We start from the raw sequence: 26075 nt of genomic DNA, 5'->3' as shown, positions 1-26075 counted from the left end.
CGCAGGCGCTTCAATCCGTCGTCAGCCGATCACGCCGATACGCGGCGAGCCGTGCCGAAACGCGATACAACGAGGTCCGCGATAAACGCCACTGCAAGCGCCGCCGCACCGCAGATGAAAATCAGCGCGTAGTCGTTGTGCGTATGCGAGAACAGAAACGAGTACCCATAGCCGCCGAGCGCCTGGAACAACGCGAAGGCCGTCGTCGCGCGGCTCCATGAGGCCCGCTGTTCGATGTGATCGTGCGGCACGAGTTCGTGAATGCGGCCGAGCACGAGCGGCACGATGCCGGGCGTGAAGATGCCGAGGATCACGGTCGCCGTCGCCAGCGCGAGCGTGCTGCCCGACAGCGCGAGCATCGCCACGGCGGCCGCTTGCAGAAAGAGTGCGATCCGGTACGCGTTGCCGAAACCGATGCGATCGGCCACGTTGCCGCAAATCACCGGACCGGCAATCGCGGCGAGACCGTACAGCACCCAGTAGTCCGCGCCGATCGCCGCGCCTCGTCCGAGGCCGCGCGCCACGTAGTCGACCAGCAACACCATCGCCGGCACGAGGCCGAGCGCGTTGGCCGCGTATTGCGCGTAAAGCACGCGCAGCTTCAGGCCGTGCGGACGCGCGGCATGATGGCTGCCGGCCGGGATCACCGGGGCTGGCGGATTGGTCGACGGCCAGCCGAACCAGCTTGCCGCGCTCAATACCAGCGCCACCACGCCGAGGCCGATCCACGTGGTTTGCAAATCGAAGTGCAGCAGCTTCGGAATCAGCGTGCCGGATGCCGCGATGCCCAAACCGAGCCCGAGAAAGATCATGCCGCTGACAAATCCGCGACGCGGTGCGGGAATGTGCGGAAGAATCGAAGTCGCCACCAGCACCATGATCGCACCGCCGGAAATGCCGGACAGCAGGCGCCATGCGAAGAACCAGCTAATCGACAGCGGATACGCACAGGCGAAGAAGGCGGCGGTCACGACCGCCATCAGCAGACGCAACGCGTTGCGGTTCGACAGCACTGAAGCGAGCGGCCGGCCGATCAGCGCGCCGATCAGATAGCCCGCGAAATTCGCCGCGCCGAGGGTTACCGCTTGCGACGACGTGAACCAGTGCGCCTGGATCAACGACGGAATCAGCGGCGTGTAGGCGAAGCGCGCGAGGCCAATGGCGACGAGACCGCCGCACAAGCCGGCGAACGTCGCGAAGATCGCGCGGGCGTCGAGTGAAGCGGGCTGGGCAGTGCTTAACGAAGACGGTGTTGCGGACATGACGATTCCTTTGCCGGTGCGCACGCCAATGGCGGCGCTGCCGGATGTCGGTGGAAAACGAAGGGATGCGTCGGTTCAGACGCGTGGCTCAGACTTGGCCGTCTTGCGCCGGTAGAGCGGGTGGCGTCGCGGGCGGCGGTAGCGCAGGCAAGCCGAGCAGCGTCAACGCCGGCGATACCGCGCCGTAAAGCAGCTCGTACTGCGGCGTGACCCGCGCGAGAACGCGAATGCCAATCAGCGTGGCGAGCAGATGAGACGCGGCGTCGTCCGTTGGAACGACAGCGGCGATTTCGCCGCTCTGCAGTGCGGCGACGAGGCCCCGATGGAAAAACGCGCGGATTTCCGCCATTTCGGCGGCGACGGTTTGGCGGAATGCTTCGTCATCCGATGACGTTTCCAGCGCCGAGTTGACCAGCATGCAGCCACGCCTGTCGGGATCGGCAATCGCGCGCTCGATGACCTCGTGGAAAAACAGCGTGATGCTCTGCGCCGGCGACACGGTCTTTTCGAGCCGGTTGATCCGCTCGCGCAGAATGTGCTCCAGATAATGGTCGAGCGCGCGCAGAAACAACCCGCGCTTGTCGCCGAACGCGTTGTAAAGGCTGGGCTGCGTGAGACCGGTCGACTTGACGAGGTCGCGCGTGGACGTCGCCTCATAGCCCTTGCTCCAGAAGGCCGCGCTGGCTGCTTCCAGCACCTCTTGCTCATCGAATCCGCGGGGTCGTGCCATGTTCAGTGTCCTTCGTGCGCTTCGTGCGTGGTCGACGAAATTCTGTATCAGTCGATATAGAAACGGATTATATATCGGTCGATACAGAATGCAAGAAGAACGTTCGCGCCCGTGGCGGCGCGCCGCTCAGAGCGCGTTGCGGTGCGGCGGGAGCGGCTCGGCGGGCGGCTGTGCGTCCACCTCGGGGTCGGTTTCGAGGTTACCGACCTGCACGGGCGGCACGAACCAGGCGAGGCACAGCCCGAGCAGCGCGGCGCCGCCCGCCACCAGAATGCCGATGTGAATCGACTGCACCAGCGCTTCGCGCGCGGAGTGCATCATCGCGTCGCCGGCATGGCCGGCGCTCACCAGACGATTGATCAGCGCGGCCTGTTCCGCGCGATCCACCAGCAGTTCGGGACTCGCGAACGATTTGAACCACTGCGTCGCCTGATACGAATCGAGCGAGCGATGCACGCCGCGCGAGTACAGATGGCCGAGCAGCGCGCCGGTCATCACGGTGCCGAGCATGCCGCCGAACGTGCGCAGCGATTGCAGCAGCGCCGTGGCCGCGCCGACGTTGCCGTGCGCGGCGATCTGCTGCGAACACACGGTCAGACTAGTGGCAACCAGACCGAGTCCGAGGCCGCTTATGCCCATGCACGACATCCACACCAGATGCGGTTCCGTGCCCCGCAGCACCACCACGCTGAGACAGGCGAGCGCGGACAGCGCAAAGCCCGCGTACATGATCGCGTTCGCGCGCCGGATTCGCGTGACGATGCGATTGTTGACCACGCTGCCGATGGTGGTGCCGAGCAGCAGCGGCGTGATCAGCATGCCCGAGTCGTGCGCGGACATCGCATAGCCGCCCTGAAACAGCAACGGCACATAGAACACCAGCGAAAACAGCGCGAAGCCGCCCAGCACCGACATCGCGAACAGCGCGCACAGCTTGCGGTCCAGCAGCATGTCCACCGGCACGATCGGATCGCCGACACGCCGCTCCCACAGCCAGAGGATCGACGCACAACCTGCCGCGAGGACGGCCAGCGCGATGGTCGTGCGATCGACGCCGCGCCTCGGCAACTCTTCGATCAGCACCTGCACCGCGCCGAACGTGATTGCGAGCACGATCGCGCCGAGCCAGTCGAGCCGCACGGGGCCCTTGCGTCGCAGCTCGTGCAATGGCGGCAGAAAGCGCAGCACGAATAGCAGCGACACGACACCGACGGGCACGTTGACGAAGAACACCAGCCGCCAGCCGCCGTATTGCGTCAGCAGGCCGCCGAGTGTCGGCCCCACCATATTGGCGACGCCGAACGAGGACGTGACGAACACCAGCCAGCGCAGCCGCAGCTTCGGACTCGGGAACAGATCGGCGACGGTGGCGAACACCGTGCCGATCAGAATGCCGCCGCCGATGCCTTGCAGACCGCGCGCAATCACCAGCGCGAGCATGCTGCCGGCGAGTCCGCACAACACCGACGCACCGGTGAACAACAGGATCGCCGCGATCAGAAACGGCTTGCGGCCGAACAGATCGCCCAGGCGCCCGAAGATCGGAATCGTGATGACGGAGGCCAGCATGTACGCCGTCGCGACCCACGCGTACAGATCGAAACCGCGCAGATCGGCGACGATGCGCGGCAACGCGGTGCCGACGATGGTTTGATCCAGCGCCACCAGCATCGCGACGAAGGCGATGCCGAGCATCGCCAGCAGCGATTCGCGGAAGGGCAACCGTTGTCCGCTAGGTGCGGGGGGAACCGGCGTGGCGAATCCGGCGGGCATGACAGGCTTCGTGGTCAGTTTGAGCGGAATGGCTGAGCGGCGAGCGGATCGGCCAGGGTCACTGGCGGGCCGCCTGGAATTTGCCGAGCGCGGCGCCCAGGTCTTCGTCGGTGAGCGCCGGAAGGATGCTCATCGACAACAAATCGCCCCATGCGAGCGACAGTGCCGCGAGGTTGCGCGTGTCGTCCGCCTCGACGATCGCCACGCCTTGCAATCCGCCGATGGCGTGCCAACGTCCTAGCAACTGGACCCCGTCCGGCACCTGGCCGCCGGTTTTCATGAAGCGTTCGATTACCGCATTTTCGGCTGTCGGCAGACCTTTCCATTGCACGATGAATTTCATTGCGTGTCTCCAATATGGATTGGCGATGCCGGCTCGTGGCGCGCCGCAATCGTCGCTAGTGTTGCGCGGCGCGTCGACTGCCGGGTGCCGCGCGCACTGCTGCGCCATCGGGCTGTCCGGATAGCGTGGGATGCGTGTGGGCTATGGGCGGACCGCACGCATTAAACCACGTGGCGTCCTAAGCATCATAGGTGAGCGCGACGCGGGCGGCGTCGCCGCGTGCGGACATTCACCAGGTCAATGGAACCGGCACCCGGATCACGTGCGTGTGAGCGGGTGCCGGGTTTGCAATTGCGGACCTCTCGCGCGTCCTACAAATAGGTGCCTTTGATGCGGCCTTCGAAGATTGCGGTGTTGATCTCCCAATCGTCGACGTGGGCCGTGGCGCCGTTGTCAACGGTGACGACCACGGAACGGCCGCCGCGCAGCGTCTTCATCTGTTCGGCGGTGAGCGTCGCTTCGTCACGGGGGCTATGCGCGCAACGGGGCAGGTCTTTGATAATGACAGTGGATTTCATGGCGATACTCCTTGAAGTAGTGGGGCGAGCACGATGCGATGCTCAGCCATGTTTCTGCAAGGGATATGCCAATGCGGGTGCGGCTCGTGCGGGAATCTCGCGGGTGTCGGCAACGCGAGTGCAGGTAAGGATGTGCGCCGCACGCCGGTTGACCATGGCGCGTGCGCAATGCGAAGCCGCGCCGGTCTGTTCGGTCCGCCCCGACGCATCGCGCTCGAATGGTTGGGTCACGCCGCAGCTTCCGATGACACCAATGCAAACGGCACGCGTGGATCACGCGTGCCGTTGCAGTGACGAACCGGATTCGGAGCTAGCCGCGTTGCCGTGGGCGCGGCATGGCAGCATTGGCAATGGCCTGATGCGCGGCGGGAAAGCCTGGCGGATATTCGACGACCCGCGTCGCGGCGGGCACCAACGGCGCGGCGCTACTCGAGCGCGCACCGACGCGCGCGCCGCCGACGATCGCGGCCATCGCCTCGCGGTCGAGTTCGACGCTGTCGGCCAGATCCTTGATGATGAGCTTTGCCATGGCGGCTCCGGAAAAGAAATCGGGCGGCCGACCATTGTCATGGTCCGGCCGCCGCTCCTGTGTGTCGTTTTGCATTCGGTGGTCTCGTCGCACTATCAGTATAGGAAATCTGTTTGCGGCTTGCGTAACCGTGATGATGTGGCGGCAGTCGGGGAACCCCCGTTCCCGCGCTGCTGCCCGTGGTCACACGGCAGCGTAGTTGGCGCCCTTCAGGATCGGGCTCACGTCCAGGTGCAGCGGCGGCAGGACGTTGGCGCCGATGAAGCCGTTGCCGTTGAGCGCGGAGACGCTCACATACTGCATCTGGTTCAACTCCTGGTTGACGTTGACATTGACGTTGACATTGGCAATGCCGCTGAGGCCGGACACCGATTCAAGGCTGGGCATGCTGCTGCCCGTGCCGCCGACCACCGCGGACATTGCGCGGCGGTCGAGTTCGCGGGCGCCAGGCAGATCGCGAATCATGAGGGATGACATGGTGATTCTCCAAAGTTGCGCGGAAGACGGGCGTGGTCGGCGTGAGGCGAAGCGGCCACGAAGTGTGGACGCTTCGCCTCGCCGCGCGTTACGCGTGGATGTTGTTGCTCGACACAGTGAACGGATCGAGCGTCGAGGTGATGCCGGCCGCGAGCGCAACGTTGTTGCCGTTGGCGTTCTGCTGGCTCAGCTCGTTGCTGATCAGTTGGGTAGCGTTGATGGTCTTGCTGTTGTCCGGCGCAAAGACCGGGCTGAACTTGTAGTACGAGACCGACGGGCCGTAGCCGCCGCGCACGGCGCTCATGGCCTTGCTGTCGAGTTCTTCGGTGATGGACAGGTCTTTGATCATCAGCGTCTTCATGGTAAGTCTCCTGGAAAGAATTATCGCGGTCCTGCGACTGGGTTCGAGCAATTTGTCTGCTCGGGTATCACTAACGCATGGGCTGTGCCAGTTTTATTCAAGGTTCCTAATAAAGTTGACGAAGCCCCGCTGCGCAAGGCTTGCGCGTCTCACGGAACGATCGGAGACAGCGCGGCGGCATGCTTCGTGGACCCGCGAGCGGTGGCGCATGTCCGACACCCGGCCGTTTGCTGTTGGATGCTGTGCGACATCGGCGTGCCGCGTGCGCGATGCGCAGCGCGGGCCAATCCTGGTTTGCGAAAGCGCGGGCCGGGAGCTAGTATCGAAGCGGCACATGTAACTGGTTACGACAGGTTTTCTATCAGCCCGCGTGGCTTCGGTCGCATGCGATCCGGCCCAACGGCAGCGGCGGCGCTTCGCACAAATGGCTAGCCTTGCGCGTGTGATTCACGACTATCAGACCGGCGAGCTGTCCCGTGACGAGTTCGTCGCTCAACTCGACAGCACGTTGACGACCGGAGGACTCGGTCCCGCGCAGCTGCTGGAGATGCTTGGCGCGGCGCATCGTCAGGCGCCGTTGCCCGAGGATCTATACGTGGAAGTGCGGCGGCGTATCGAGCAGTTGCGCGTGTCGAACGTGGCGGCGGGCGGCGAGGAAACCGGCATTCAGACATCGGTGGAGATTCCATCGGTGCGTTCCTCGAGTGCGGACAATGCAAGCAGCGCAAGCAGCGCAAGCAGCGCAAGCAACTCGAGCAGCGCAGGCAATGCCGCCAACCCACCCGGTGTCACGGGACACGACCAGATCAAAGGCACCGGCGACACGCTGAACAACCGTTTCGTGCTCGAAGAATGTCTCGGCGTCGGCGGTATGGGCACGGTGTACAAGGCGCTCGATCTGCGCAAGCTCGAAGCGTCGGATCGCAAGCCGTATCTCGCGATCAAGGTGCTGAACGTCCAGTTTCGCGGCAATCCGAATTCGCTCGTCGCGTTGCAGCGCGAAGCGCGCAAGGCGCAGGTGCTCGCGCATCGCAACATCATCACGGTGTACGACTTCGACCGCGACGGTCCGATCGTCTATCTGACGATGGAGTATCTGAGCGGCAAGCCGCTCAGCCAGTTGCTGCGCACGCCGGGCTATCAGGGCATGCCGGTGCGTGCGGCGCTGCCGATCGTGCGCGGCATGAGCGCCGCGCTCGCTTATGCGCATGAGCGCGGCTTCGTCCATTGCGACTTCAAGCCCGCCAACGTGTTTCTGACCACCAACGCCGAAGTGAAAGTGATCGACTTCGGCATTGCGCGCGTGTTCCAGCGGCCTGAAGAGGAGAGCGACGCGACCGTGTTCGATCCGGGCAGCCTGGGCGCGTTGACGCCCGCGTATGCAAGCCCGGAGATGATCGAGCATCGCGAGCCGGACCCGCGCGACGATATCTATGCGCTCGGCTGCATCACCTACGAGTTGCTGACCGGCCACCATCCGTTCGACCGGCTGTCAGCGACCCAGGCGCGCAATGCCGACTTCAAGGTGCAGCGTCCGCCCAACCTCGATTCGCGGCAATGGCGCGCGTTGCGCGCCGCGCTGTCGTTCGATCGCAACACGCGCATGCCGAGCGTGGTGCGCTTCATCGCGGAATTCGACAACGAAGCGCGCGCGGAGAAGTCGGGCGCGTTGGCGAAGGTGGGACTCGCGAGTTTTGCCGTGGTGTGCGCGGCGGCGGTGGGCGTGTTCGCGTTGCGCTCGGGACCGGGGCGGCAGGGTAACGTGCCGACGGATATGGAGGCTTCGCGGGTGGTGGCAGATCAGGCGGATCGGGGGGAGGTCGGGCCGGATGCGAATCCGGCGTCCGCTGCTGCGCCGGCGGTCGCGGCGAACACCGCGCCAGATTCGACGCCGTCCGCGCCGGGCGCGACAGCGCCCGCCACATCGCCGTCCGCGCCTCTGGCCACATCGCCCAATCCATCTCCCCCAGCGCCGCCTGCGCCCAAACCCGCCCTGACGCTCGCCGCCATCGCCCCCATGTTGGCTCAAGTGCCATGCTCGGCGCTATCCGCCACCGTGCAGGACCACTCGCTGACGGTGCGTGGATTCGTCTCGCAGCGCTACGGCGCGGGGCATCTGAAGGACACGTTGGCGGCGTTGCCCGGTGTCGATAGGCTGACGCTCGAAGCCGAGCCGCTAGTCGACGACAAATGCGACGTGGTCAAGGCGCTCGCGCCGTATTGGATTCGCAACTGGCAAGCGGGCCGCGTTGCGGCTTTGCATGTGCGGCCGGCCAGTGGTCAGTTGCACGAGGGCGACCCGTTGGTGGTCGACGTGACCACGCCGGGCTTCGACTCGTATGTGAATCTCGACTACTACCAGCTTGACGGCAGCGTCGTGCACATGGTGCCGAGCCCGCGCGCGAAGGACAATCAGGCGCCGCCGCACTATGCGGCCACGATCGGCAGCGCGGGCGACTGGATCATTTCGAAGCCGTTCGGTGCGGAGATGGTGGTGCTGCTGATTACGCCGGCGCCGCTATTTGACAAGCCGCGTCCGGAAAGCGAACCGCGCGCCGATTATCTGCGAGCGCTCGACACGCGGCTCACGCAAATCGGCGGCAAATACAGCCAGGATCATATCGTCGCCGATTTTGCGCCGATCACGACGAAGCCACGCACGCCTTGAGCGTCTTGAACGAAGCCGACGAGAGCTTGCATTTATCGCAGCCGCAGGCCTCGATTGCGAACCCGCCGCTGCGAAGCGCATGCGTCACTTGAGATCTTTGACGACCCGGAAGCCATCCTGCGATTGACGCACCCCGGCGCTGTACTTGAAGCGCGTCGCGGTGAGCATGTAGCTGCCGCCTTCGCGCCACGAGCCGCCGCGAATCACGCGCATGTCGCAGCCGGGGCTGTCCCACGCATGGCCGTCGACGGGCGCGCCCTGGTAGTTGTTGTGCCAGCAGTCGGCGGTCCATTCCCAGACGCTGCCGTTCATGTCGTACAGGCCGAGCGGATTCGGCGCGAACGACCCGACTGGCTCCGGCCCTTCCTTGTGCCACGGATCGCCGCAGTCCTTGCAATTGGCGCTGCCTTTGCGCATCTGATCGCCCCACCAGTACGCGGTCGTGGTGCCGGCCCGGTCAGCGTATTCCCATTCCGCCTCGGTGGGCAGGCGATAGGACTTGCCCGTGACTTTGCTGAGCCATTTCACGTACTGCTGCGCGTCGTCCCAGCTCAGGTCGCGGGCCGGCGCGGCCTTGTTGGCATTGCTCTCGGGCGTGAGCTTCTGACATGCATTGGCGGCTACGCAAGCGTTCCATTGCTCGACCGTCACCTCGTATTTGCCGATCGCGAACGGCGCGCCGATGCTCACGTGATGGACCGGCTTCTCGGATGGATCGTCGGTGCTGTTGCCCATCGCGAACGAACCTGCGGGCACCGGGACCATGATCGGGCAGGTGGCGCAGTCGCGACTTTCGCTTGCGCTGGGTGGATGCGTAGGGGCGGGCTTTTGCGCGACTGCGGCGGCGGGCGGCGCGGCGGGCGCCGTGGTGGGTGGCGTCGCTGCGGGTGTTGGGGTGGACGCCGTGCGCGCGTGCTCCGGCACCGGGGCGTTGCCTGGTGCATTGGCAGGCGCTGCGGGCCGTGCCGTTTGCTGCGCCGGTGCAGCCGCAGGCGCAGCGGGCGCGGCCGCCGCTGGCGCGGCGCTCGCCGCCGCCCGCAGGCGGTCGATGCGCGCATGAGCGAGCGTCGCAAAGCGGCCGTTCGGATAGGCCTTCAGATAGGCCTCGTAATCGGCCGGGTAGTTGCTGTCCTTGATCGAATTCCAGAACGTGATTTCGTATTGCTCGCTACTGTCTTTCGGCAAAATGCCTCTGCTGTGCAGGGTGACGACGGGATCATCGTGATCGGCCCGCGCGAGCAGCGCGCTGGCCTCCCGACGAGCGGCACCGCTGAGTTGAAGCGATAAAGGAAGCGCCGCAGCAATCCACGGTCGTTGCTCGTCGCCGGTCGCAATCTGAACTTGCGCGGCGACGTGTTGAAACAGACTGCCCAGCGTTTGCGGCGATCCGCTATGCAGCGCACGCAGCAATGCATTCGTATAGACGCCGTGCCGCGCGCCATCCGCCGCGAAGCCGCCGGGCGCGGTTGCATAGGCGATCAGCGTGTCGGCTGGCGGCGCTTGCGGCTCGCCGGTTGCGTCGTGCGCGAACGGGTTGTTCAGGCAGGTATCGAGAATCACGAGATTGAGCCGGCCGGCGCGCGGCGCCTGCATCGCCTGCAATACGTTTTGCAATTCGATACCGTGGCTCGCGAGCGAAGCCGGCAAGCGCGCGTCGACCCCAGCAGACATGAGAAGAGTCCGCCGGCCAATTTGCATGCCGTGTCCACCGAAATAGAAGAGACCAACGCCGCCTGCCCGCAAGCGCTCACGGAATTGGCCGATCGCTTGTCGCATTGCCTGGGGCGTGGCATTCGTGAGCGTGACGACATCGAAGCCGAGCGCACGAAGCGTGTCGCGCATCGCTTCGGCGTCGCGCGGCGCATTGTGCTGGAGCGGGTCCGCGAGATCGCCATAGGTGCCGTTGCCGATCACTAGCGCAACACGTGGAGACTGCGCATTGCCGCGCGATGACGTGATCGGTATGAATGGCGGGAGCGCCGTATCCGTTACACCCACCTTGGCCCCGGTCGTTGCATCAGCCACTGTCCACTGCGCGTATTCGCGTTGCGGCGCGGCGGCGCAAGCATTGCCCCATTGCGCCTGCATTGCTCCGGCCATGCACACCAGCAGGAATATTCGCCACATCTTCACATCCTGTTTGTACCGGACAGAACTTAGGCATTCGATGACCGCGCTGCTCGCAGCATTCGCCGGAGTGCTTCGGGCAAAGCATCCATGCCACCGACCATCCATCTGCAACCTGTTAATAACGATAGCACGCGCTTTGAGCGTCACAACCGTCACGTGCCTCGATGCGTCATACGGTTAACGAGTGTGGCGTATCTTTTTGGCAAGTTACGTCCTAAGCTAATTTCACAAAGTAACGCCGCACAGTCGTTTTAACTAGGCGGCCGTTCAGTCACGCGCGCCCGCGACATCCAGCCGGAACGGGTGGCCTACCTTTGCGCAGCCGAGGCGCCACGACCACTCTTCGGGAGAGTGCGCTATGCGAAGAAGAACCCTCACCCCCGTTACTTTCGACACACGCCGTCGAGCGCAGGCGCGCCGGAATGCCTTGCGCGCCGCCGTGTGCGCGACGTTCCTCGCGGCGCTCGGCAGCGTGGCGCCATTGGGCGCCGCGCCGGCGGAGCAGACCGCGTCGCCGCCCGGCGCGGAGGAATACATCATCTGGCCGTCGGATGGCGCGGTGATTCACGGCGGCAAGCTGTGGGTGCGCATGGGCTTGCGCAATATGGGCGTGTGCCCGAAGGGTGTCGCGTTTCCGAACACCGGCCATCACCATCTACTGATCGACACTGACCTGCCGCCGCTCGATCAGGAGATTCCATCGGACCGCAATCACCTGCACTTCGGCGCGGGTGAGACGGACGCGCGCATCGAGTTGCCGCCGGGCAAGCACACGTTGCAACTGATTCTCGGCGATCACAACCACGTGCCGCACGTTCCGCCCGTGTATTCGAAGAAGATCACCATCACCGTGCAAAAAGACTAGCGCGACCCGCTCGTTCAGAACGGCTTCGCCAACACGGAGAGACCTCATGTACAAGATCATCGCGGTCGCGGCGCTTGTGGCATCGGCGGTATGGGCCGCGCCGGAATTCGCGGCGGCCGGCACGACGCCGGCCCCGCCCGGCGCCCATGAATATATCGGCTATCCGAACGATGGCCAGGTGGTGCCCGCCAACAAGCCCTTTCGGGTGTGGTTCGGCTTGCGCTTCATGGGCGTGGCGCCGAAGGGCGTCAAGTATCCGAACACCGGCCACCATCATCTGCTGATCGACACCGACCTGCCGCCGATGGACCAGGAAATTCCGTCGGACCGCAATCATCTGCATTTCGGCGCGGGCGAAACGGAAACCATGATTCAGCTTCCACCGGGCAAGCACACGTTGCAGTTGCTGATGGGCGACGACATGCATGTGCCGCACAATCCGCCGGTGTATTCGAAGAAGATCACGGTGATTGCGCGCTGAGTCGGCGCGCAGCGCGCTTCGTTCACCGACCGTCGCGAACTGGCCAACAGCTTCTCAGGAGTTGTTGGCCGCGATCCACCATCCCATCCTGGCCGTCCCCGCGCCACTACCGCGAACAAAGCCGCGGTGCACCTGTAAATCCCTTTATTTGCAGCACTTCTGCAGATTTCTTAGGCTCGGAAAGCAATGCTGGCACGGCCCATGCATTAATGGCATCCGAGCAGACAAGTTGCTCGAACCCGAACGCAGCACTGCGCTGTTTCCCATCCCAGGAGATTTACCATGAACACGCTGATGATCAAAGACCTGTCCATCACCGAAGAACTCGACAGCAAGGCCATGAGCGCCGTGCGCGGCGGAAACGGCTACCCGTCGTCGTCGTACTTCAGCTTCGCGCCGGTGTATGCGCCGAACAACAGCAAGACCGTCAACGCCACCCAGCTGATCAACACGTCGATGTACCTCGAGAACGCGAACGGCAACAACGCGGCGCTCGTGTCGGGCATCACGACCAACATGAATCCGCATGTCGAATCGAGCAACAACATCTACGTGTCCTGAGCGGCGCGGACCACGCGCGGGCCCGACAGCCCGCGCGTGGGTCCTCCCGCATCGGCCGCTTACTAAAAAAACAGCTCGTTCAATCGTCCTTTCCACGCACCCCCTCGCGTCACCGCCCGCTCCCCCGCCGACCTGCTCGCCCGCTTCGATGACGAAGACGCGCAGGAGAGGTTTTGTCCGACAGCGGCGTTCTTTTTGTGTAGCGAAGCGGGCGACATCGGAGACTATCGTGTCAGCGTTGCTTGATTCATCGGTCCGTCAGCGCTTCTGCCTGTTCACGACATCGGCGCTACATGACTGCGCAGTACGGCCACCGCGTGCGAACGGCCGGGCTCGTGCCGGCGCTGCGTTGCGCGGCATCTGCGCGGCAATGGCATGCGCGCTGTCGCTGTCTGCGTGCATCGATGTCAGCATGCCCGACTACAAGCGCCCGGACACGCCCGCCAAAGCGTCGTGGTCGGATCAGAAGGGCGTACCTGTGTCGGCGGCGGCGACCGTCGTGCCCGATTGGTGGAAGGGCTTCCACGATCCGTATCTGGATACGCTGATCGCCAAAGCGATTGCGGGCAACTTCGACATCAAGGTGCTGGCCGCGCGCATCGGCGTCGCCGGTACGCAGATCAACGAAGCCAAAGCCGGTGCGCTGCCGACCATGGATCTCGGCGCCGGCGCCGATTTCGAAAAGACCACGGGCCAGCCCTTGACCAAGCAGTACAACCTCGCAGCGCAGGTGAACTGGGACATTGATATCTGGGGCAAAGTCGAAAAAGGCGTGCAAGCGCAAAAGGCGGAATTCCACGCCAGCGAGGCGGATTGGCGCGCAGGGTATCTCGAACTGGTGGCGAACGTCGCGAGCACCTACTTTCAGATTCTGCAGTTCGATGACCAGATCGATCAGCAGCAGAAAACGCTCGTCACCAACAAGCAGATTCTGACGATCTACGACGGCCAGCGCCGCAGCGGCCTCGTGCCGCAAACCCAGGTTTTGCGCCAGCAGGCGGAGATCAACCGGCTGACGAACGAGCTGCTCGAACTGCGCCGCTCGCGCGCAATCGCCAACAACGCGCTGTGTACGCTGATCGGCGTGCCGGCGGGAGAGTTTCAATTGCCTCAAGGCCATTTGCAGGAACGCGTGCAACCGCCGACGGTGCCGGAAGGCTTGCCCGCGCAACTGCTCGCGCGGCGCCCCGACGTGGTGGCGGCGGAGTTCAGGGTGCTGGAGGCCTACGACCTCGTCGGCCAGGCCAAGCTCGCTCAATTGCCGACCATTGGTCTCACGGCGCATGGCGGCACGGCGAGTTTCGCGCTGAACAACCTGCTGAAATCGTTCACGTTCGGTTTGATGCCGAGCATCAACATTCCCATACTCGATCCCGGCGTGCGGGCTCACGTGAAGGTGACCCAGGCGCAATCGACGGTGGCCGAACAGCAGTATCGCGTGGCCGTGATGGGCGCGTTCGAGGAAGTCGAGAACGCGCTGGTCAATCTGAGCTCGCACAAGGCGCAGCGCGTGGAATTGCAAGAGCAAGTGTCGCGCCTGCAAATCGTCGCCGATCAGATTCAGTCGCAATTGCGCCTTGGCGTGGTGTCGCAACTGGAAGTTTTCGAAACCGAACGGACCTTGCTCGAAGCGCAGCAGAACCTGCTCGCCAACCATCAACTGATTCTGTCCGACACGGTGCTGCTTTATAAAGCGCTCGGCGGCGGCTGGCCGAGCGTGGATGTGCAGGCGCAAGTCAAGGCAAATTAAACGCCAAGTAAAGGAGCACTGAGCTAATCTGTCACCCCACGCGCAATGCAGAAAGTCCCGTCGCGGATTACGCGTTGCAAGCTTTCCTCATCAACGATCTGAAAATTGACACTCGCCATGCGTGACTTACAATTGTTAAGCTGCCTTAATTCTCGCGGCTCATCACAACAATACTGTTCCGCTGTTGTCCTTCGTCTCGTTTCCGCTGCGCTCTCGCCGCAGCGGGTAAACGCTTAGTGATCCAGATAAAATGGCCGCCGGCGAAGCTCCGATTGCTGAGATGCGCGCGACAGTGGACGCTGCCTTCGACGTGGTGCTGTCACCGGTTGCGTCTTCGCAACGTCCGGCGCTCGACGCGATCCGGATCGTCGACAACCTGTTCGCGGTTGGCCGCAGCGAGGCCCCGTTCACCGACTATCCGACCGAGCGCATCGCGCGACTTTCGCGCCGTCATGCGCGCATTTTCACGGAACACGGCGCGGTATATGTGGCCGACCTCGGCAGCAAGAACGGCACGACGCTGAACGGCGCCGCGGTGCGCCAGACGCCGGCGCGCGTGCGAGCGGGAGACGAATTGTGCTTCGGCGGCGAGCTTTGCTACCGGGTGGGCATCGAGCCGCGCGCGCGCATCGTCGCTGCCGCGAGCGCGGCGCCCGCGCCCGGCCTGTTGCTGATGCCGCAGCGCGACGACCTCGGCTTGCAGCCGATCGAGGTGCAGGCGTTCCCGTTTCTCGTCAGCAAGGCAGACGACGTTTTTGCGCGCTATAAGGACCGCTATCCGCATCAGGTCAATTACATCTCGCGACGTCACGCGCACATTTTTCTGAAGGGCGGCGAGTTGTACGTCGAGGATCTCGGCAGCACCAACGGCACCTTCGTTGGCGGAAAGCGCCTGGACGAATGCGCGCTGTCGCTGGTGGAGGGTGACGTCGTTGCATTTGGCGGGGACCACTTCGTCTACAGGGTGTCGCTGCAGAAACCCCCTGACGTCGAGCCCACCGTGACCCAGCTATCGCTCAACCCGACCGTCGAGGATGCGGCCGATACTGACAAGACCACGTTCGTGGGCGCCGCGCATTCGTTCCTCGATATCTTTTGCGTCGACCCGGCGCTACAACGCGAAGACGAAGTCAACGAAGGGGGATCGGCCGTCTCCGGGCATGCCAAACGCGACACGCTGAGCGGGGCCGCGCGGGCGGCGGCGGTTGGCAATGGCGCGAACGGCGCAAGCGACGCCAACGCGCCGAACAGGGCGAACGGCGCGCATGGTGTGAATAAACCCGGTGCAACGGTAGCCGCAAAGGGCAAGCCGCGGCGGCGCTGGCGTCTGCTGGCGGGCGAACTCGGCAAGGCTTTCGCGGACGGCGAGCGCACCAACGTTCGACGCATCGCGGCTTGGGGCGGCGCGGGCGTGGTGGTGGTGGCGGCGCTTGCGGTGACGCTTTATCTGCACGGTTCGTCGGAGCGCGAGTTGAAGAATCTGCTGGCGAGCGGCGATTACACGAGCGCGGTCACGGCGGCAAAGAGCTATCTGGCGAATCATCCTGCGGACACCAAGGTGAGCGCGCTCGCCAGCGAAGCGCTGCTGAAGGCGAAACTGCCGGGCTGGCTGAACGCGTTGCAGAAGGCGCAGTACGAGCAGGCCGACGCGCTGCTCAAGGAGATGGGAGCGTTGAGTGCGAATAACGCGGACGCTGCGTCGCTGGTCGGCGAATTGCAGTGGGTGGGCGATCTGGAGCGCTTCGTGGCGGCGCGCGGCGGCGTGGATGCGCCGATTCGCATGTATGCGGACGAGTCCACGATCAACACGCTGCTGCAACGCTGGGACGACGACGCAAAGAACCATCAGCGTGCGCTCGACCGGATTGCTTCCTACGTGCCGGTGTTCGGCGAGCCGTACGCGCAGGCACTCAGTCACCTGCGCAAGCTGGAAAGCGACGATTCGGTGTACGTCGCGGCGATCGACCGGCTGAACGGCGTGATCCGCACCGAGCTCGCGCGCGACAAACCCGACGCGCTGCCACCCGTGCTCGACGATTACGCGCAGCGCTATCCACGTCTCGCGGGCCTCGACCGGGTGCGTGAGGATTTGCGTCAGTACACCGCGTTGCTGAATGCCGCGCTGAGCCGTCAATTGACGCCGTTGCTCGCGATGCTGAAGTCGGTGCGTTTCAGCACGCCGCCTTTTCAGGCGCAGTTCCAGCAACTCGCGGCGAGCCGTTTGCCGTCCACGGACGTGATCGAGCGTCATGACGCGGTGAACGCCGCGTGGCAGCGCGGCGACGCGCAGCAGGCACTGGCCGGTTTGCAGGCGATGCCTGAGGGCCCATGGTCCGATGTGCTGGCGGCGGAAGCGGCGCACAAGAAAGCGCTGCTCGACCAGTACACCGACTTGCAGAAGACGCGCGGCGGCAAGGATTACGACCAGCGCCTGCTGTCGTTCTACGCGAGTCTCGATCCGCAAACCGACACGTGGTTCGTGCAGTCGATCCAGAAGGATGTCGCCGCGCTGCACGACAAAGCGCTGGCGCGCGCGCAAGACCTCATGCTGCGCGCGCAGAGCCTGTGGAAGCAATATCGTTCGAGCGGTTCGATCGGCGGCACGCAACGGCTCGAAGCGGGTATCTCGCCCGGCTTTCGCAGCGAGGCGCGTCTGCTGTCCGATGCGCAAACGGCCGCGCAACAGGGCATGCGCATCTACACGCAACTGAAGGCCGATCATCCCGCGGACTTCGACCGCCTGCTCGCGGACATCCAGGCCGAAACCGATCTGCAGCGCCGTTCGCTGACGGAATTGCGCATGGTGCTGGACCCGGGACTGCTGAAGGCGAAGCTGGCGTTGATCGGAGGCGAGCAGAGTGAAGCGCGACAATCACCCTAAGCCGTTGTCGGAGGCGCTGGAAGATCACAGCGTCGAAGGCATCGCGATTCTCACCGCCGAGCCGGTGCGTATCGCGCGCGCCCTGATCTGGGCGATGGTCGCGCTGGTGGTGGCCGGCTTGCTGTGGTCGTTCGTCGGCCGCGCGGATGTGATCGTCAGCGCGCAAGGGACGTTGTCGCCGGAATCGGAAGTGCGCCGCATCTATGCGCCAATCGACGGCGAACTGGCCGACCTCTACATTGCCGAGGGGCAGCCGGTGTCGAAAGGCGACGTGCTGGCGCGGCTGAATGCGCGCGGCGCGATCGAGGCGGCCAGCAATGCGCTGCAGGCGCAACTCAAACTCGAAGACGCCGAGCGTGACTGGAAGCAGTTCCCGGAAAAGAAGGCGCTGATGGAGCGCAAGGCCGCCGCGTTGAAAGCGCAGATGGAAGTCGAGGCACGTCTGCACGAAAACCGCGTGTCGGAAGGCACCACCAAGCTCGCCGAAGGGCAGAAGGCCGAACTCGACGAAGCGCGCAGCGCGCTCGACAATGCGCGCCGCACACGCGAGGCCGCGCGTCAGGAACTGGATCGCTACTCGAAGCTGTTCGCGCAGCCGGGCGGCGGCGGGATCGCCGAATTGCAGGTCGAGCAGAAGCGGACGGCCTCGCTGGAAGCGGACAACGCCTACCGTGTCGCACAATCGAAGCTCGCGGAACTGGACTTCCGCCTGAGTCACGAATACGCGCAGGCGAATGCGCAACTGGAAACCAGCGGCCAGCAGACGACCGATCTCCAGCTTCAATACGATTCGGCGGTGCGCGATATCACCGACGCGGAAGACAAGGTGCGCCTGCAATTGCAGAGCGCGCGACTCGTGTCCGAGGCCGCCGCGCGAATTCGCTTCGAGAACATCGACAAAGACAATTTCCTGCTGATTCTCGCGCCGGTTTCGGGCGTCATCACCGACGTCACGTCGACTCAGCGCGGCGACAAGATTCAGGCGAACGCGCCGCTCGGCGGCATCGCGCCGAAAGATGCGCGGCCCGTGCTGAAGATCGAAATCGCCGAACATGACCGCGCTTTTCTGCATGAGGGCCTGCCGGTCAAGCTGAAGTTCAACGCGTTTCCGTACCAGCGCTATGGACTGATCAGCGGCACGCTCGCCTATATTTCACCGGCCACCAAGCCCTCGGCGCAGGACAAGCAGCCGGTCTACGAAGGCCGCGTCACGCTCGACAAGAACTACTACCAGATCGCCGACACCCGTTACCCATTGCGCTACGGCATGACGGCGAGCGCCGAGATCGTGGTGCGTGAGCGGCGTCTGATCGATCTGGGTCTTGATCCGTTCAGACAGGTGGCGGGTTGAGCGCATTGACCACACCTCAATTTAAAGGAGCGAATGAAATGACCGCGATAGTGCGTATCGATGATGAAGTCGTGGACGTGTCCGAGTTCATTCGTCTTCTGAAGCTGACCGGCCAGTTCGAAAGCCTGATCGAGCAGATCGTGCGCGACAAGCTCACGGTGCACGCGGCGAAGAAGCAGGGCATTACGGTGAGCGCCGACGAGATCCAGCAGCGCGCCGATCAGTTCCGCCGCGTGCGCGGCCTGCATCGCGCGACCGATATGAACCAGTACCTCGACGTGCTGCACGTGAGTCTCGACGAGTTCGAGGCCTTCATCACCGATGGTTTGTATCAGGAGAAGATGCTCGACCAGGTCGGCAACGAAGCCGCGATCCGCGATTATTTCGCGCTGAATTCGCCGAAGTTCGACTCGATCGAGGTGAGCCATATCGTGCTCGACAGCGAGGGCAAGGCGAAGGAAATGATTTCGTATCTGCGCGACGATCCTGACAGTTTCGCGGACATGGCGCGCGAGCATTCGATCGCGGATACGCGCGAAGCGGGTGGCGTGATCGGCAAGGTGCTGCGCGGTTCGTTGAAGCCGGACATCGAAGCGAAGATTTTCAATGCGGCGGTGGGTGATCTGCTCGGGCCGTTTCCGTCGGCGGATCGCTCGTGTTTCGAGATTTTCGCGGTGACGGCCAAGTATCCGGCGACGCTCGACGCGGACGTGGCCTCCGAAGTCAGACGGCTCCTGCGCGAAGGCTGGCTGATCGCGCGCGCGCAGGAGCATGTGATCGAAGCGCGCTAGGCGGTCTGCGCCGATCGCCTCATAGCGAAAGCTAAGGCGAACGCGCCACCAGACCGAACGCAACGAATTCAGCCGACCCGAGGTCCGCAAGCACATGGACGCACCCCAGACCGCGCCTTCCGCCGCCGAGTTTCTCGCCTCGGTCGAAATTCTCTCGCCGTTCTCGCGCGATGAGATCGAGCGTCTTGCCGACTACGCGCAAGCCCGCTTCTATTCGTTCGGCGAAACGGTCTGCTCCGCGGGCGAGGTGGCCGACGGTCTTTACGTGGTGCGCACGGGCTCGGTGCGCATCTTTACGGAGGAGCACGGCAAGGAAACCAGCATGGGTGTGCGCAAGTCGGGAGAGATCTTCGCCGACATCGCGATGTTGCGCACGTATGTTCACGAAGCGTCGGTGCGGGCGTCGGCGAAAACCGAGTTGCTGTTCATCCCGCGCGCCGCGATCGAGCCGGTGATGGCCGGCAACCAGGCCGCGTTGGCGTTCGTCGCGAGCTATGTGGCGATCAGTTCGGCTGGCGGCTTCGTCGCGCAGTTGTTCGATCTGCGCGGCAAGCTGAACAAGGCGGAGCTGGAAGAGTATGTACGCAGCGTCGGCGTGAAGCGGGTCGCCGAGGGCAAGGAGATTCTCAAGCAGGACGGACGCGACGACCGGCGACTCTATGTGGTGCGGCAAGGCGAAGTGCGCATCGTCCGGCACGAGGACGGCCACGACTACACGCTTGCGACGCTCGGTGAAGGCGAGATCTTCGGCGAGAAAGCGTGCTTGATGCGTCAGGAGCAGATGGCGTCAGTCGTGGCGACGACCGATACGCGGCTCCTGGTGATTCCGGAGCGCACGGTTCATTTCATTCTCGAGCGCAATCCGAAGCTGCGCGAAGTGCTCGACGAGCGCATCCGTTACGGCGACCGCGAATTGCAGCGGCAAAAGCGGCTCGAACAGCGCCGCAAGTTGCCGCTGATGCTCGACTTGCAGAGCAAGCCCGAGTTAGGCGAGAAAGTCATCAAGCGCTTCGCGCTGGTTGAGCAAGCGGAAGAGATGGATTGCGGCGCCGCGTGTCTCGCGATGATATGCCGCCACTACAGTATCCCGATGACGCTCGGCAAATTGCGCGAACTCGCCAACGTCACGACCCAGGGCGCAACGCTCGACAGTCTTGCGCGAGCTGGCGAATCGCTCGGCTTCACGGCGCGCGGTGTGCAATGCACGTTCGATTCGCTGCGCGGCTTCGACCTGCCGTTCATCGTGCATTGGGAGGGCTATCACTACGTCGTGGTGTACGGGGTCTCGAAGGACTATGTGTGGGTGGCGGACCCGGCGCTCGGTTTCAGGAAGTTGGCCGTCGAGGACTTCGAGCGCGGCTGGAGCGGCACGTGCCTGTTGTTTACCGGCGGCCCGCATCTGTTGCAGATGTCGGCGGCGCGCTCGCCGTGGATCCGCTTTGTCGGCTACCTGAAGCCGTACAAAAAGATACTAGGCCATCTGTTTCTCGCGACCTTCGTGATTCAGGTGTTAGGGGTGATTCCGCCGCTCATCATCCAGAACATTCTCGACGGCGTGATCGTGCATCAGAACGTCAGCCTGCTGCATCTGCTGATAGGCGGGCTGATCATCGCCAACGTGTTTTCGCAATTGATGTCGACGATCCGCGCGTATCTCGCCAACTTTATGGTGCGCAACATGGACTTCGCGATGATGTCGCAGTTCTTCAAGCACACCATGTCGTTGCCGTTCTCGTTCTTCGCGAAGCGCAAGACCGGCGACATCTTTGCGCGCTTCCAGGAGAACCAGACGATCCGGGCGTTCCTCACCGAGTCCACCGTCACCACCGCGTTGAACCTGCTGATGGTGTTCATCTACTTCACGATCATGTTCGTCTACAACGTGAAGATGACCCTGGTGTTGATCGCGTTCGTCATTCCGATCATGGGGCTGACTGTGCTGGCCACGCCGAAGATCAAGTCTTACGCTCGCGAAGTATTCACCTCGGCGACCGAATCGAAGTCGTTTCTGATGGAGGCGCTGGCGGGCGTCGAGACTATCAAGGGAATGGGCATCGAGCGGCCGGTGCGCCTGCGTTGGGAGAAGAAGTACGCGAAGGCGCTCGAAGTGCAGTATCGCGCGCATGCGTTCAACATTCTCGTCAGCTTCGGTAGTCAGCTACTGAATGCCGCGACGACGATTGCGATTCTCTGGGTCGGCGCGAATCTGGTGCTGGCGCGCGAAATGACGATCGGCCAGCTGATCGCGTTCAACGCGTTCATGGGCAGCGTGCTGGGTCCGCTGATGGGGCTCGTCAGCTTGTGGAGCATGTTGAACGATGCGGGTGTCGCGATGGAGCGCCTGGGCGACGTGCTCGATATCGAGCCCGAACAGAGGCCGCAGGATTTGCCGTCGCGCGTGATGCTGCCGGAGCTGCAAGGCGAAATCAGCCTCAGCGGCGTCTATTTCCGTTACGGCGAGAACGACTCGGCCTATGTGCTCGAAAACATCAGCTTCGAGATCAAGCCCGGCGAGCTGGTGGCGATAGTGGGGCGCAGCGGCTCGGGCAAGACCACGCTCGCGAAGCTGCTGGTCGGCTTCTACACGCCGACCGAAGGGAAGATGAGCATCGACGGCTACGATCTCGGCGTGGTCGATAAAGCATATTACCGTGCGCAGATCGGCTATGTGATGCAGAGCAATCTGCTGTTCTCCGGCACGATCGCGGAGAACATCGCGAGCGGTGACGACTCGCCCGACCGGCGCCGGATCGAGGAAGTCGCGAAGATGGCCGACGCGCACGCGTTCATCAGCAAGATGCCGCTCGGCTATGAACAGATTGTCGGCGAACGCGGAATCGGTTTGTCGGGCGGACAGATCCAGCGGCTGTGCATTGCGCGCGCGCTGTATCACGACCCGCGCCTGCTCGTTTTCGACGAAGCGACCTCGGCGCTCGATTCGCAATCGGAAAGCAATATTCTCGGCAACATGCATGACATTCTGAAGGGCCGCACAGCGGTGATCATCGCGCATCGGCTCAGCACGATCATGCGGGCGGACAAGATTCTCGTGCTGTACGAAGGGGCGATTGTCGAACAGGGCCGTCACGATGAACTGATTCAGCGCGGCGGGATGTATTACCAACTGGTCCAGAAACAGTTGAGTGCATGACGATGAAGATACTCGACCAGATTGAAGAGGCCAGCCCCGCGATTTCCTATGCGGGTTTGATCGAGCGCATCGAGATTTTGCGTTCGACGTTGCGCTGGTCGTCGCGGCTGGAGCGCGCGGATATCGACAAGCTGCTCAGGCAAGCCACCTCGTTGCGAGACGAAGTGATGCAGCTTTCGCACAAGGAGCGCTTCGTGCAAGCGGCCGTGGCCGCCGAGGCGCAGGAGCCACCCGACCAGTCGCGCGGCGCGCGCAGAAAGGCATTGCTCGAGCGCAGCTTCATTTTCGAGGGGACGTTCGGCGACAATCCGCGTTTGCTGGAGTCGCTCGAAATCGCCGAGAAGGCGGCGCCGACCGACTTGCCCGTGTTGATCGACGGTGAAAGCGGCACCGGCAAGGAGCTGATGGCGAAGGTGATTCACGCGAACGGCTCGCGCGCGGACAAGCCGTTCATCTCCGTGAATTGCGGCGCGATTCCGGAGAATCTGCTGGAGTCGGAATTGTTCGGGCATCGCAAGGGCGCGTTCACCGGGGCGTCGAATGATCGGAAGGGGAAATTCGAAAGCGCGCATACCGGTACGATCTTTCTCGACGAGATCGGCGAGCTGCCGCTCGCGGGCCAGGTGAAACTGCTGCGGGTGCTGGAGGCGCACGAGATTCAACGCGTGGGCTCCGACGAAACGATCGCGGTCGACACGCGGATTGTCGCGGCGACCAATCGTAATCTGCGGCAGCTCAGCGAAGAGGGCAAGTTTCGCGAGGACCTGTTCTACCGGTTGAGCGTGATTCACGTGACGCTGCCGCCGTTGCGCGAGCGCCGCGATGAAATACCACTGCTGATCGCATGGTTCGGCGACGAAGCGGCCGGCACGTTAAAGCGCAGGCCCGTCAGACTGACCCCGCGTTTGAGGGACTTTCTGCTGAACTATGCATATCCGGGCAATATCCGCGAGTTGCGCAACGTGATGTATCGCGTGTCGTGTCTGGCGGGCGACATGGCGGACGTCGATCATCTGCCGCAGGATATGCGGCCTGCGGCGCCGGGTTCGGCGGCTGCGCCGAATGGAGCGGGCGCGAGTGGCGAGCAGCCGATCAGCGTCGCGAATCTGATGTCGCTGAGCGACGCGAAGCGCGCCGCCAGCGACGACGCCGAGAAAGCGTTTCTGGAGCGCGGCCTTCGCGAAGTGAGCGGCACGGTTGCCGAACTCGCGCGGCGTATCGACATGAACCGCTCGCATCTGCAGATGCTGCTGAAGAAGCACGGCCTGCATTCGAAGGACTTCCGCAATCGCAATGCGCCCGCCGCGAGCAGGAACGGCGGCGAGGAGAACAAGCATGACGAGGAAGACGAGGTGTGAGGCTCGTTGAGCCTGGGCCGTACCGAAGCAGATTCAACCCGCACTCAGCTTCAAGGCGACGGATTCAACAAGGTCTTGTCAGACGCATTCGGATCTTCCGCTTGCACGACCACGGCGGTGATGTTGTCGCGGCCGCCGCGCGCGAGCGCCAGTTCGACCAGTTCCTCGCACGCGTTCGCGCGCTCCGTCGAGGTCAGCACCGACACGATTTCGTCGTCGCTCAGCTCGTTGCTCAGGCCGTCGCTGCATAGCAGGAAGACGTCGCCGTCGGCGACTTCGATCGCGTCGTCGTCGAGTTCGAGCTTGTCCGTTGCGCCCACCGCGCGCGTGATCATGTGTTGCGCCGGATGATGCCGCGCCTCTTCATCGGTAAGAACCCCGAGCGATTTGAGCTGCTCCACCTGGCTGTGATCACGTGTGAGTTGCCGCAACTGTCCTTCGCGGTACAGATAGATGCGGCTGTCGCCCGCCCACAGATAGCCGCAGAAGCGGTCGCACGCAAGCAGCACGACGACCGTGCTGCCGATGCGCTGTACCTGGCGGCGCGCGGCTTCGTCGCGCAGTTGGCGGTTCGCGGTTTGCAGCCGCGCGCGCGCGTCGGCGATCAGCGTTTTCATGCTGACCGGCGACGCGAGCCGGCTCAACGCGTCGATCACGAGACGGCTCGCCAGATCGCCGACCGCGTGCCCGCCCATGCCGTCGGCGACGGCCCAGCGTCCCGGCTCGGGCTGGTCGAGGCAGGCGTCTTCGTTGATTTCACGCACGCGTCCCGCGTCGGAACGCGCGGACGACGTCCAGCGAAATTGGCTCGCACAGGTCACAACGGCTACACCGTATCGTTTCTACTGCGGGCGTCGGGAGAGACACTGATGTTCGAGTTCGCGCCGGTGTTGCGGACATCGACCGACTGGAACTGGTTGATCATCTGGTTAGCATAGAAGTTGTTGGACACCTCGTACAGGTTGACGACAGGTCCAATGCTCGGCGCTTCGCGCACATACGGCTGAATCCAGCCGTATACCCAGGGCGCGCCGCCGCCGCCGCGAATTGCCGCCATCGCTTTGCGGTCGAGCGCGAGGTTCAGCGTGAGGTCGTTTACTGTGATGCAAGCCATGACGTTCTCCGGTTGGCCGCGCGGGGCAACACGCGGTTTAAAAGGATCCGCACGTTATGGTGCAAGTGCTATGCCAATGTGCAGCCCCCACAGCGGGGTATGCCCTAACGCATTGATTGCTTGGCGATTCTGCGTGCTTGCGGCACGCGACGCCGGATCGCTCGCGCTCGTATAGGTCGGCTTGCAGCCAACAAGCTGGGCCTCCGAACGGTGTGCGACCCAACACATTCGAGCGGCTTTTCGACGCTCTTCTCTGCGCGGACAACCGGCGCTCGCCGTGATCCGCCATGAGCCGCAATGAGTGTCATGCGCCAACATATTAGCGCGAATTCTGTCGGCTCACGGCAGACACTCGCTTCGTTCAAACTCCCATCGTCAGACCCAAAAGCCTTGTAGATAAAGGCTTTGCCACACATGGCCCGGTTGATGCAAAAGCTCTCGCAACAGTGTTGGAAATCGAAACGAGGCGAGCCATGAACACCAACCCTCTCAAGACGAATAGCGAAGGCTGCGATTCACACGAGGCTGCGACGTCCACCATCGACCTGCCGATCGGCGCGCATCTCGTCACGCAACGGCGCGGCTACGAACACCACGGCATCTACGTCGGCAATGGCCGCGTGGTCCACTACGCGGGCTTCGCGAGTTCCGCGCATCGCGGCCCGGTCGAGGAAGTGGAGTTGACCCGCTTCGCCGCCGGCCATGCGCTGTCGATCCGCTCGACGCCGAGCGCGCGTTATGTCGGCGAAGAAGCCGTGCGCCGCGCCCGCTCCCGTCTCGGCGAAAACAACTACCGCCTCTTGACCAACAACTGCGAACACTTTTGCGCATGGTGCCTGCTCGGCGAGAGCCGCAGCGAACAGGTGCACTGCTGCTTGCGCCATCCGCGCGCCGGCGTGCTTGCGCTGGTGTGTCTGGTGAAGGCTTTTGTCGAAAGCGGTGCGAAGGGCGCTCACGGTACCGCGCAATTGGCGTGAACCC

At 63.6% G+C, this 26075-nt stretch carries 22 protein-coding genes; 11 read left to right on the top strand and 11 right to left on the bottom strand.

Translation table 11 applies throughout. The features are described 5' to 3' along the window. Window positions 1–29: 29 nt before the first annotated feature. The 8 genes from P0D89_RS10655 to P0D89_RS10620 all read right to left on the bottom strand — a co-directional run bounded on the left by P0D89_RS10655 (window position 30) and on the right by P0D89_RS10620 (window position 5993). Window positions 30–1262: a YbfB/YjiJ family MFS transporter gene (locus P0D89_RS10655; RefSeq protein ID WP_408356286.1), complete on the bottom strand. Its 1233-nt coding sequence runs from the start codon at window positions 1260–1262 to the stop codon at window positions 30–32. A gap of 88 nt (window positions 1263–1350) precedes the next feature. Next, window positions 1351–1992: a TetR/AcrR family transcriptional regulator gene (locus P0D89_RS10650; protein WP_408356288.1), complete on the bottom strand. Its 642-nt coding sequence runs from the start codon at window positions 1990–1992 to the stop codon at window positions 1351–1353. Window positions 1993–2118: 126 nt separating this feature from the next. Beyond that, the gene (locus P0D89_RS10645; RefSeq protein ID WP_408356290.1) at window positions 2119–3765 is read right to left on the bottom strand and encodes an MFS transporter; all 1647 of its coding nucleotides are present in this window, start codon (window positions 3763–3765) and stop codon (window positions 2119–2121) included. Window positions 3766–3823: 58 nt separating this feature from the next. Further along, on the bottom strand, window positions 3824–4108 hold the full coding sequence (locus tag P0D89_RS10640; protein ID WP_408356292.1) for a DUF3303 domain-containing protein: 285 nt from the start codon (window positions 4106–4108) through the stop codon (window positions 3824–3826). Between the two features lie 311 nt (window positions 4109–4419). Beyond that, the gene (locus P0D89_RS10635) at window positions 4420–4626 is read right to left on the bottom strand and encodes a hypothetical protein (RefSeq protein ID WP_408356294.1); all 207 of its coding nucleotides are present in this window, start codon (window positions 4624–4626) and stop codon (window positions 4420–4422) included. A gap of 310 nt (window positions 4627–4936) precedes the next feature. Further along, window positions 4937–5155, bottom strand: coding sequence for a hypothetical protein (locus P0D89_RS10630; RefSeq protein WP_408356296.1), 219 nt, complete (start codon window positions 5153–5155; stop codon window positions 4937–4939). A gap of 183 nt (window positions 5156–5338) precedes the next feature. Continuing rightward, window positions 5339–5632 (bottom strand): hypothetical protein, encoded by a 294-nt coding sequence (locus P0D89_RS10625; RefSeq protein ID WP_408356298.1) that lies wholly within the window; start codon window positions 5630–5632, stop codon window positions 5339–5341. Between the two features lie 88 nt (window positions 5633–5720). Next, window positions 5721–5993 (bottom strand): hypothetical protein, encoded by a 273-nt coding sequence (locus tag P0D89_RS10620; protein WP_408356300.1) that lies wholly within the window; start codon window positions 5991–5993, stop codon window positions 5721–5723. 424 nt (window positions 5994–6417) lie between these two features. Between P0D89_RS10620 and P0D89_RS10615 the strand changes: the two genes are divergently transcribed. Next, a complete protein-coding gene (locus P0D89_RS10615) occupies window positions 6418–8661 on the top strand; it encodes a serine/threonine protein kinase (protein ID WP_408376512.1) in 2244 nt (747 codons plus the stop codon). 84 nt (window positions 8662–8745) lie between these two features. Here the strand turns inward: P0D89_RS10615 and P0D89_RS10610 are convergent, their stop codons facing one another. Continuing rightward, window positions 8746–10788 carry an SUMF1/EgtB/PvdO family nonheme iron enzyme gene (locus P0D89_RS10610; RefSeq protein ID WP_408356304.1) on the bottom strand — a complete coding sequence of 681 codons (2043 nt, stop codon included), beginning with the start codon at window positions 10786–10788 and terminating at the stop codon, window positions 8746–8748. A 361-nt stretch (window positions 10789–11149) separates the two neighbouring features. Here P0D89_RS10610 and P0D89_RS10605 point away from each other — a divergent pair, with 361 nt between their 5' ends. From P0D89_RS10605 to P0D89_RS10565, 9 genes are all read left to right on the top strand, one after another. Beyond that, complete coding sequence (locus tag P0D89_RS10605; protein WP_408356306.1) at window positions 11150–11656, top strand: DUF4399 domain-containing protein; 507 nt, start codon at window positions 11150–11152, stop codon at window positions 11654–11656. A 46-nt stretch (window positions 11657–11702) separates the two neighbouring features. After that, window positions 11703–12137 (top strand): DUF4399 domain-containing protein, encoded by a 435-nt coding sequence (locus P0D89_RS10600; protein ID WP_408356308.1) that lies wholly within the window; start codon window positions 11703–11705, stop codon window positions 12135–12137. A gap of 282 nt (window positions 12138–12419) precedes the next feature. Beyond that, window positions 12420–12698 carry a hypothetical protein gene (locus P0D89_RS10595; protein WP_408356310.1) on the top strand — a complete coding sequence of 93 codons (279 nt, stop codon included), beginning with the start codon at window positions 12420–12422 and terminating at the stop codon, window positions 12696–12698. Window positions 12699–13068: 370 nt separating this feature from the next. Next, window positions 13069–14448, top strand: coding sequence for an efflux transporter outer membrane subunit (locus P0D89_RS10590; protein ID WP_408356487.1), 1380 nt, complete (start codon window positions 13069–13071; stop codon window positions 14446–14448). A 250-nt stretch (window positions 14449–14698) separates the two neighbouring features. After that, window positions 14699–17329 carry an FHA domain-containing protein gene (locus tag P0D89_RS10585; protein WP_408356312.1) on the top strand — a complete coding sequence of 877 codons (2631 nt, stop codon included), beginning with the start codon at window positions 14699–14701 and terminating at the stop codon, window positions 17327–17329. Continuing rightward, the gene (locus P0D89_RS10580) at window positions 17307–18680 is read left to right on the top strand and encodes a beta-barrel domain-containing protein (protein ID WP_408356314.1); all 1374 of its coding nucleotides are present in this window, start codon (window positions 17307–17309) and stop codon (window positions 18678–18680) included. Before P0D89_RS10585 ends, P0D89_RS10580 begins: the two co-directional genes overlap by 23 nt. A 38-nt stretch (window positions 18681–18718) precedes the next feature. Further along, window positions 18719–19471 carry a peptidylprolyl isomerase gene (locus P0D89_RS10575; protein WP_408356316.1) on the top strand — a complete coding sequence of 251 codons (753 nt, stop codon included), beginning with the start codon at window positions 18719–18721 and terminating at the stop codon, window positions 19469–19471. A gap of 94 nt (window positions 19472–19565) precedes the next feature. After that, on the top strand, window positions 19566–22622 hold the full coding sequence (locus P0D89_RS10570) for a peptidase domain-containing ABC transporter (protein WP_408356318.1): 3057 nt from the start codon (window positions 19566–19568) through the stop codon (window positions 22620–22622). A gap of 2 nt (window positions 22623–22624) precedes the next feature. Continuing rightward, entirely contained in the window at window positions 22625–23980 is a 1356-nt protein-coding gene (locus tag P0D89_RS10565) for a sigma-54 interaction domain-containing protein (RefSeq protein WP_408356320.1), read from the top strand. 50 nt (window positions 23981–24030) lie between these two features. On the opposite strand, the gene P0D89_RS10560 is transcribed toward P0D89_RS10565, so the two are convergent. Continuing rightward, the gene (locus P0D89_RS10560; RefSeq protein WP_408356322.1) at window positions 24031–24801 is read right to left on the bottom strand and encodes a PP2C family protein-serine/threonine phosphatase; all 771 of its coding nucleotides are present in this window, start codon (window positions 24799–24801) and stop codon (window positions 24031–24033) included. Between the two features lie 5 nt (window positions 24802–24806). After that, window positions 24807–25094, bottom strand: a complete 288-nt coding sequence (locus P0D89_RS10555) for a hypothetical protein (protein ID WP_408356324.1) — start codon at window positions 25092–25094, stop codon at window positions 24807–24809. A gap of 473 nt (window positions 25095–25567) precedes the next feature. On the opposite strand from P0D89_RS10555, the gene P0D89_RS10550 reads away from it, so the two are divergent. Continuing rightward, complete coding sequence (locus P0D89_RS10550) at window positions 25568–26071, top strand: lecithin retinol acyltransferase family protein (RefSeq protein WP_408376511.1); 504 nt, start codon at window positions 25568–25570, stop codon at window positions 26069–26071. Window positions 26072–26075: the final 4 nt, after the last annotated feature.

Source organism: Paraburkholderia sp. RL18-085-BIA-A (assembly GCF_046027075.1).
Lineage (GTDB): Bacteria > Pseudomonadota > Gammaproteobacteria > Burkholderiales > Burkholderiaceae > Paraburkholderia.
The sequence above is the reverse complement of the archived record's forward strand: the minus strand, read 5'-3'. Positions and strand labels throughout refer to the sequence as shown.

Bases quoted from the DNA above. Each gene is read 5' to 3' on its own strand.
- P0D89_RS10590 (WP_408356487.1), top strand. From the start codon at position 13,069: ATGGCATGCGCGCTGTCGCTGTCTGCGTGCATCGATGTCAGCATGCCC.
- P0D89_RS10630 (WP_408356296.1), bottom strand. From the start codon at position 5,155: ATGGCAAAGCTCATCATCAAGGATCTGGCCGACAGCGTCGAACTCGAC.
- P0D89_RS10615 (WP_408376512.1), top strand. From the start codon at position 6,418: ATGGCTAGCCTTGCGCGTGTGATTCACGACTATCAGACCGGCGAGCTG.
- P0D89_RS10645 (WP_408356290.1), bottom strand. From the start codon at position 3,765: ATGCCCGCCGGATTCGCCACGCCGGTTCCCCCCGCACCTAGCGGACAA.
- P0D89_RS10565 (WP_408356320.1), top strand. From the start codon at position 22,625: ATGAAGATACTCGACCAGATTGAAGAGGCCAGCCCCGCGATTTCCTAT.
- P0D89_RS10595 (WP_408356310.1), top strand. From the start codon at position 12,420: ATGAACACGCTGATGATCAAAGACCTGTCCATCACCGAAGAACTCGAC.
- P0D89_RS10575 (WP_408356316.1), top strand. From the start codon at position 18,719: ATGACCGCGATAGTGCGTATCGATGATGAAGTCGTGGACGTGTCCGAG.
- P0D89_RS10610 (WP_408356304.1), bottom strand. From the start codon at position 10,788: ATGTGGCGAATATTCCTGCTGGTGTGCATGGCCGGAGCAATGCAGGCG.
- P0D89_RS10655 (WP_408356286.1), bottom strand. From the start codon at position 1,262: ATGTCCGCAACACCGTCTTCGTTAAGCACTGCCCAGCCCGCTTCACTC.
- P0D89_RS10570 (WP_408356318.1), top strand. From the start codon at position 19,566: ATGGACGCACCCCAGACCGCGCCTTCCGCCGCCGAGTTTCTCGCCTCG.
- P0D89_RS10640 (WP_408356292.1), bottom strand. From the start codon at position 4,108: ATGAAATTCATCGTGCAATGGAAAGGTCTGCCGACAGCCGAAAATGCG.
- P0D89_RS10650 (WP_408356288.1), bottom strand. From the start codon at position 1,992: ATGGCACGACCCCGCGGATTCGATGAGCAAGAGGTGCTGGAAGCAGCC.
- P0D89_RS10635 (WP_408356294.1), bottom strand. From the start codon at position 4,626: ATGAAATCCACTGTCATTATCAAAGACCTGCCCCGTTGCGCGCATAGC.
- P0D89_RS10605 (WP_408356306.1), top strand. From the start codon at position 11,150: ATGCGAAGAAGAACCCTCACCCCCGTTACTTTCGACACACGCCGTCGA.
- P0D89_RS10585 (WP_408356312.1), top strand. From the start codon at position 14,699: ATGGCCGCCGGCGAAGCTCCGATTGCTGAGATGCGCGCGACAGTGGAC.
- P0D89_RS10550 (WP_408376511.1), top strand. From the start codon at position 25,568: ATGAACACCAACCCTCTCAAGACGAATAGCGAAGGCTGCGATTCACAC.
- P0D89_RS10600 (WP_408356308.1), top strand. From the start codon at position 11,703: ATGTACAAGATCATCGCGGTCGCGGCGCTTGTGGCATCGGCGGTATGG.
- P0D89_RS10625 (WP_408356298.1), bottom strand. From the start codon at position 5,632: ATGTCATCCCTCATGATTCGCGATCTGCCTGGCGCCCGCGAACTCGAC.
- P0D89_RS10555 (WP_408356324.1), bottom strand. From the start codon at position 25,094: ATGGCTTGCATCACAGTAAACGACCTCACGCTGAACCTCGCGCTCGAC.
- P0D89_RS10620 (WP_408356300.1), bottom strand. From the start codon at position 5,993: ATGAAGACGCTGATGATCAAAGACCTGTCCATCACCGAAGAACTCGAC.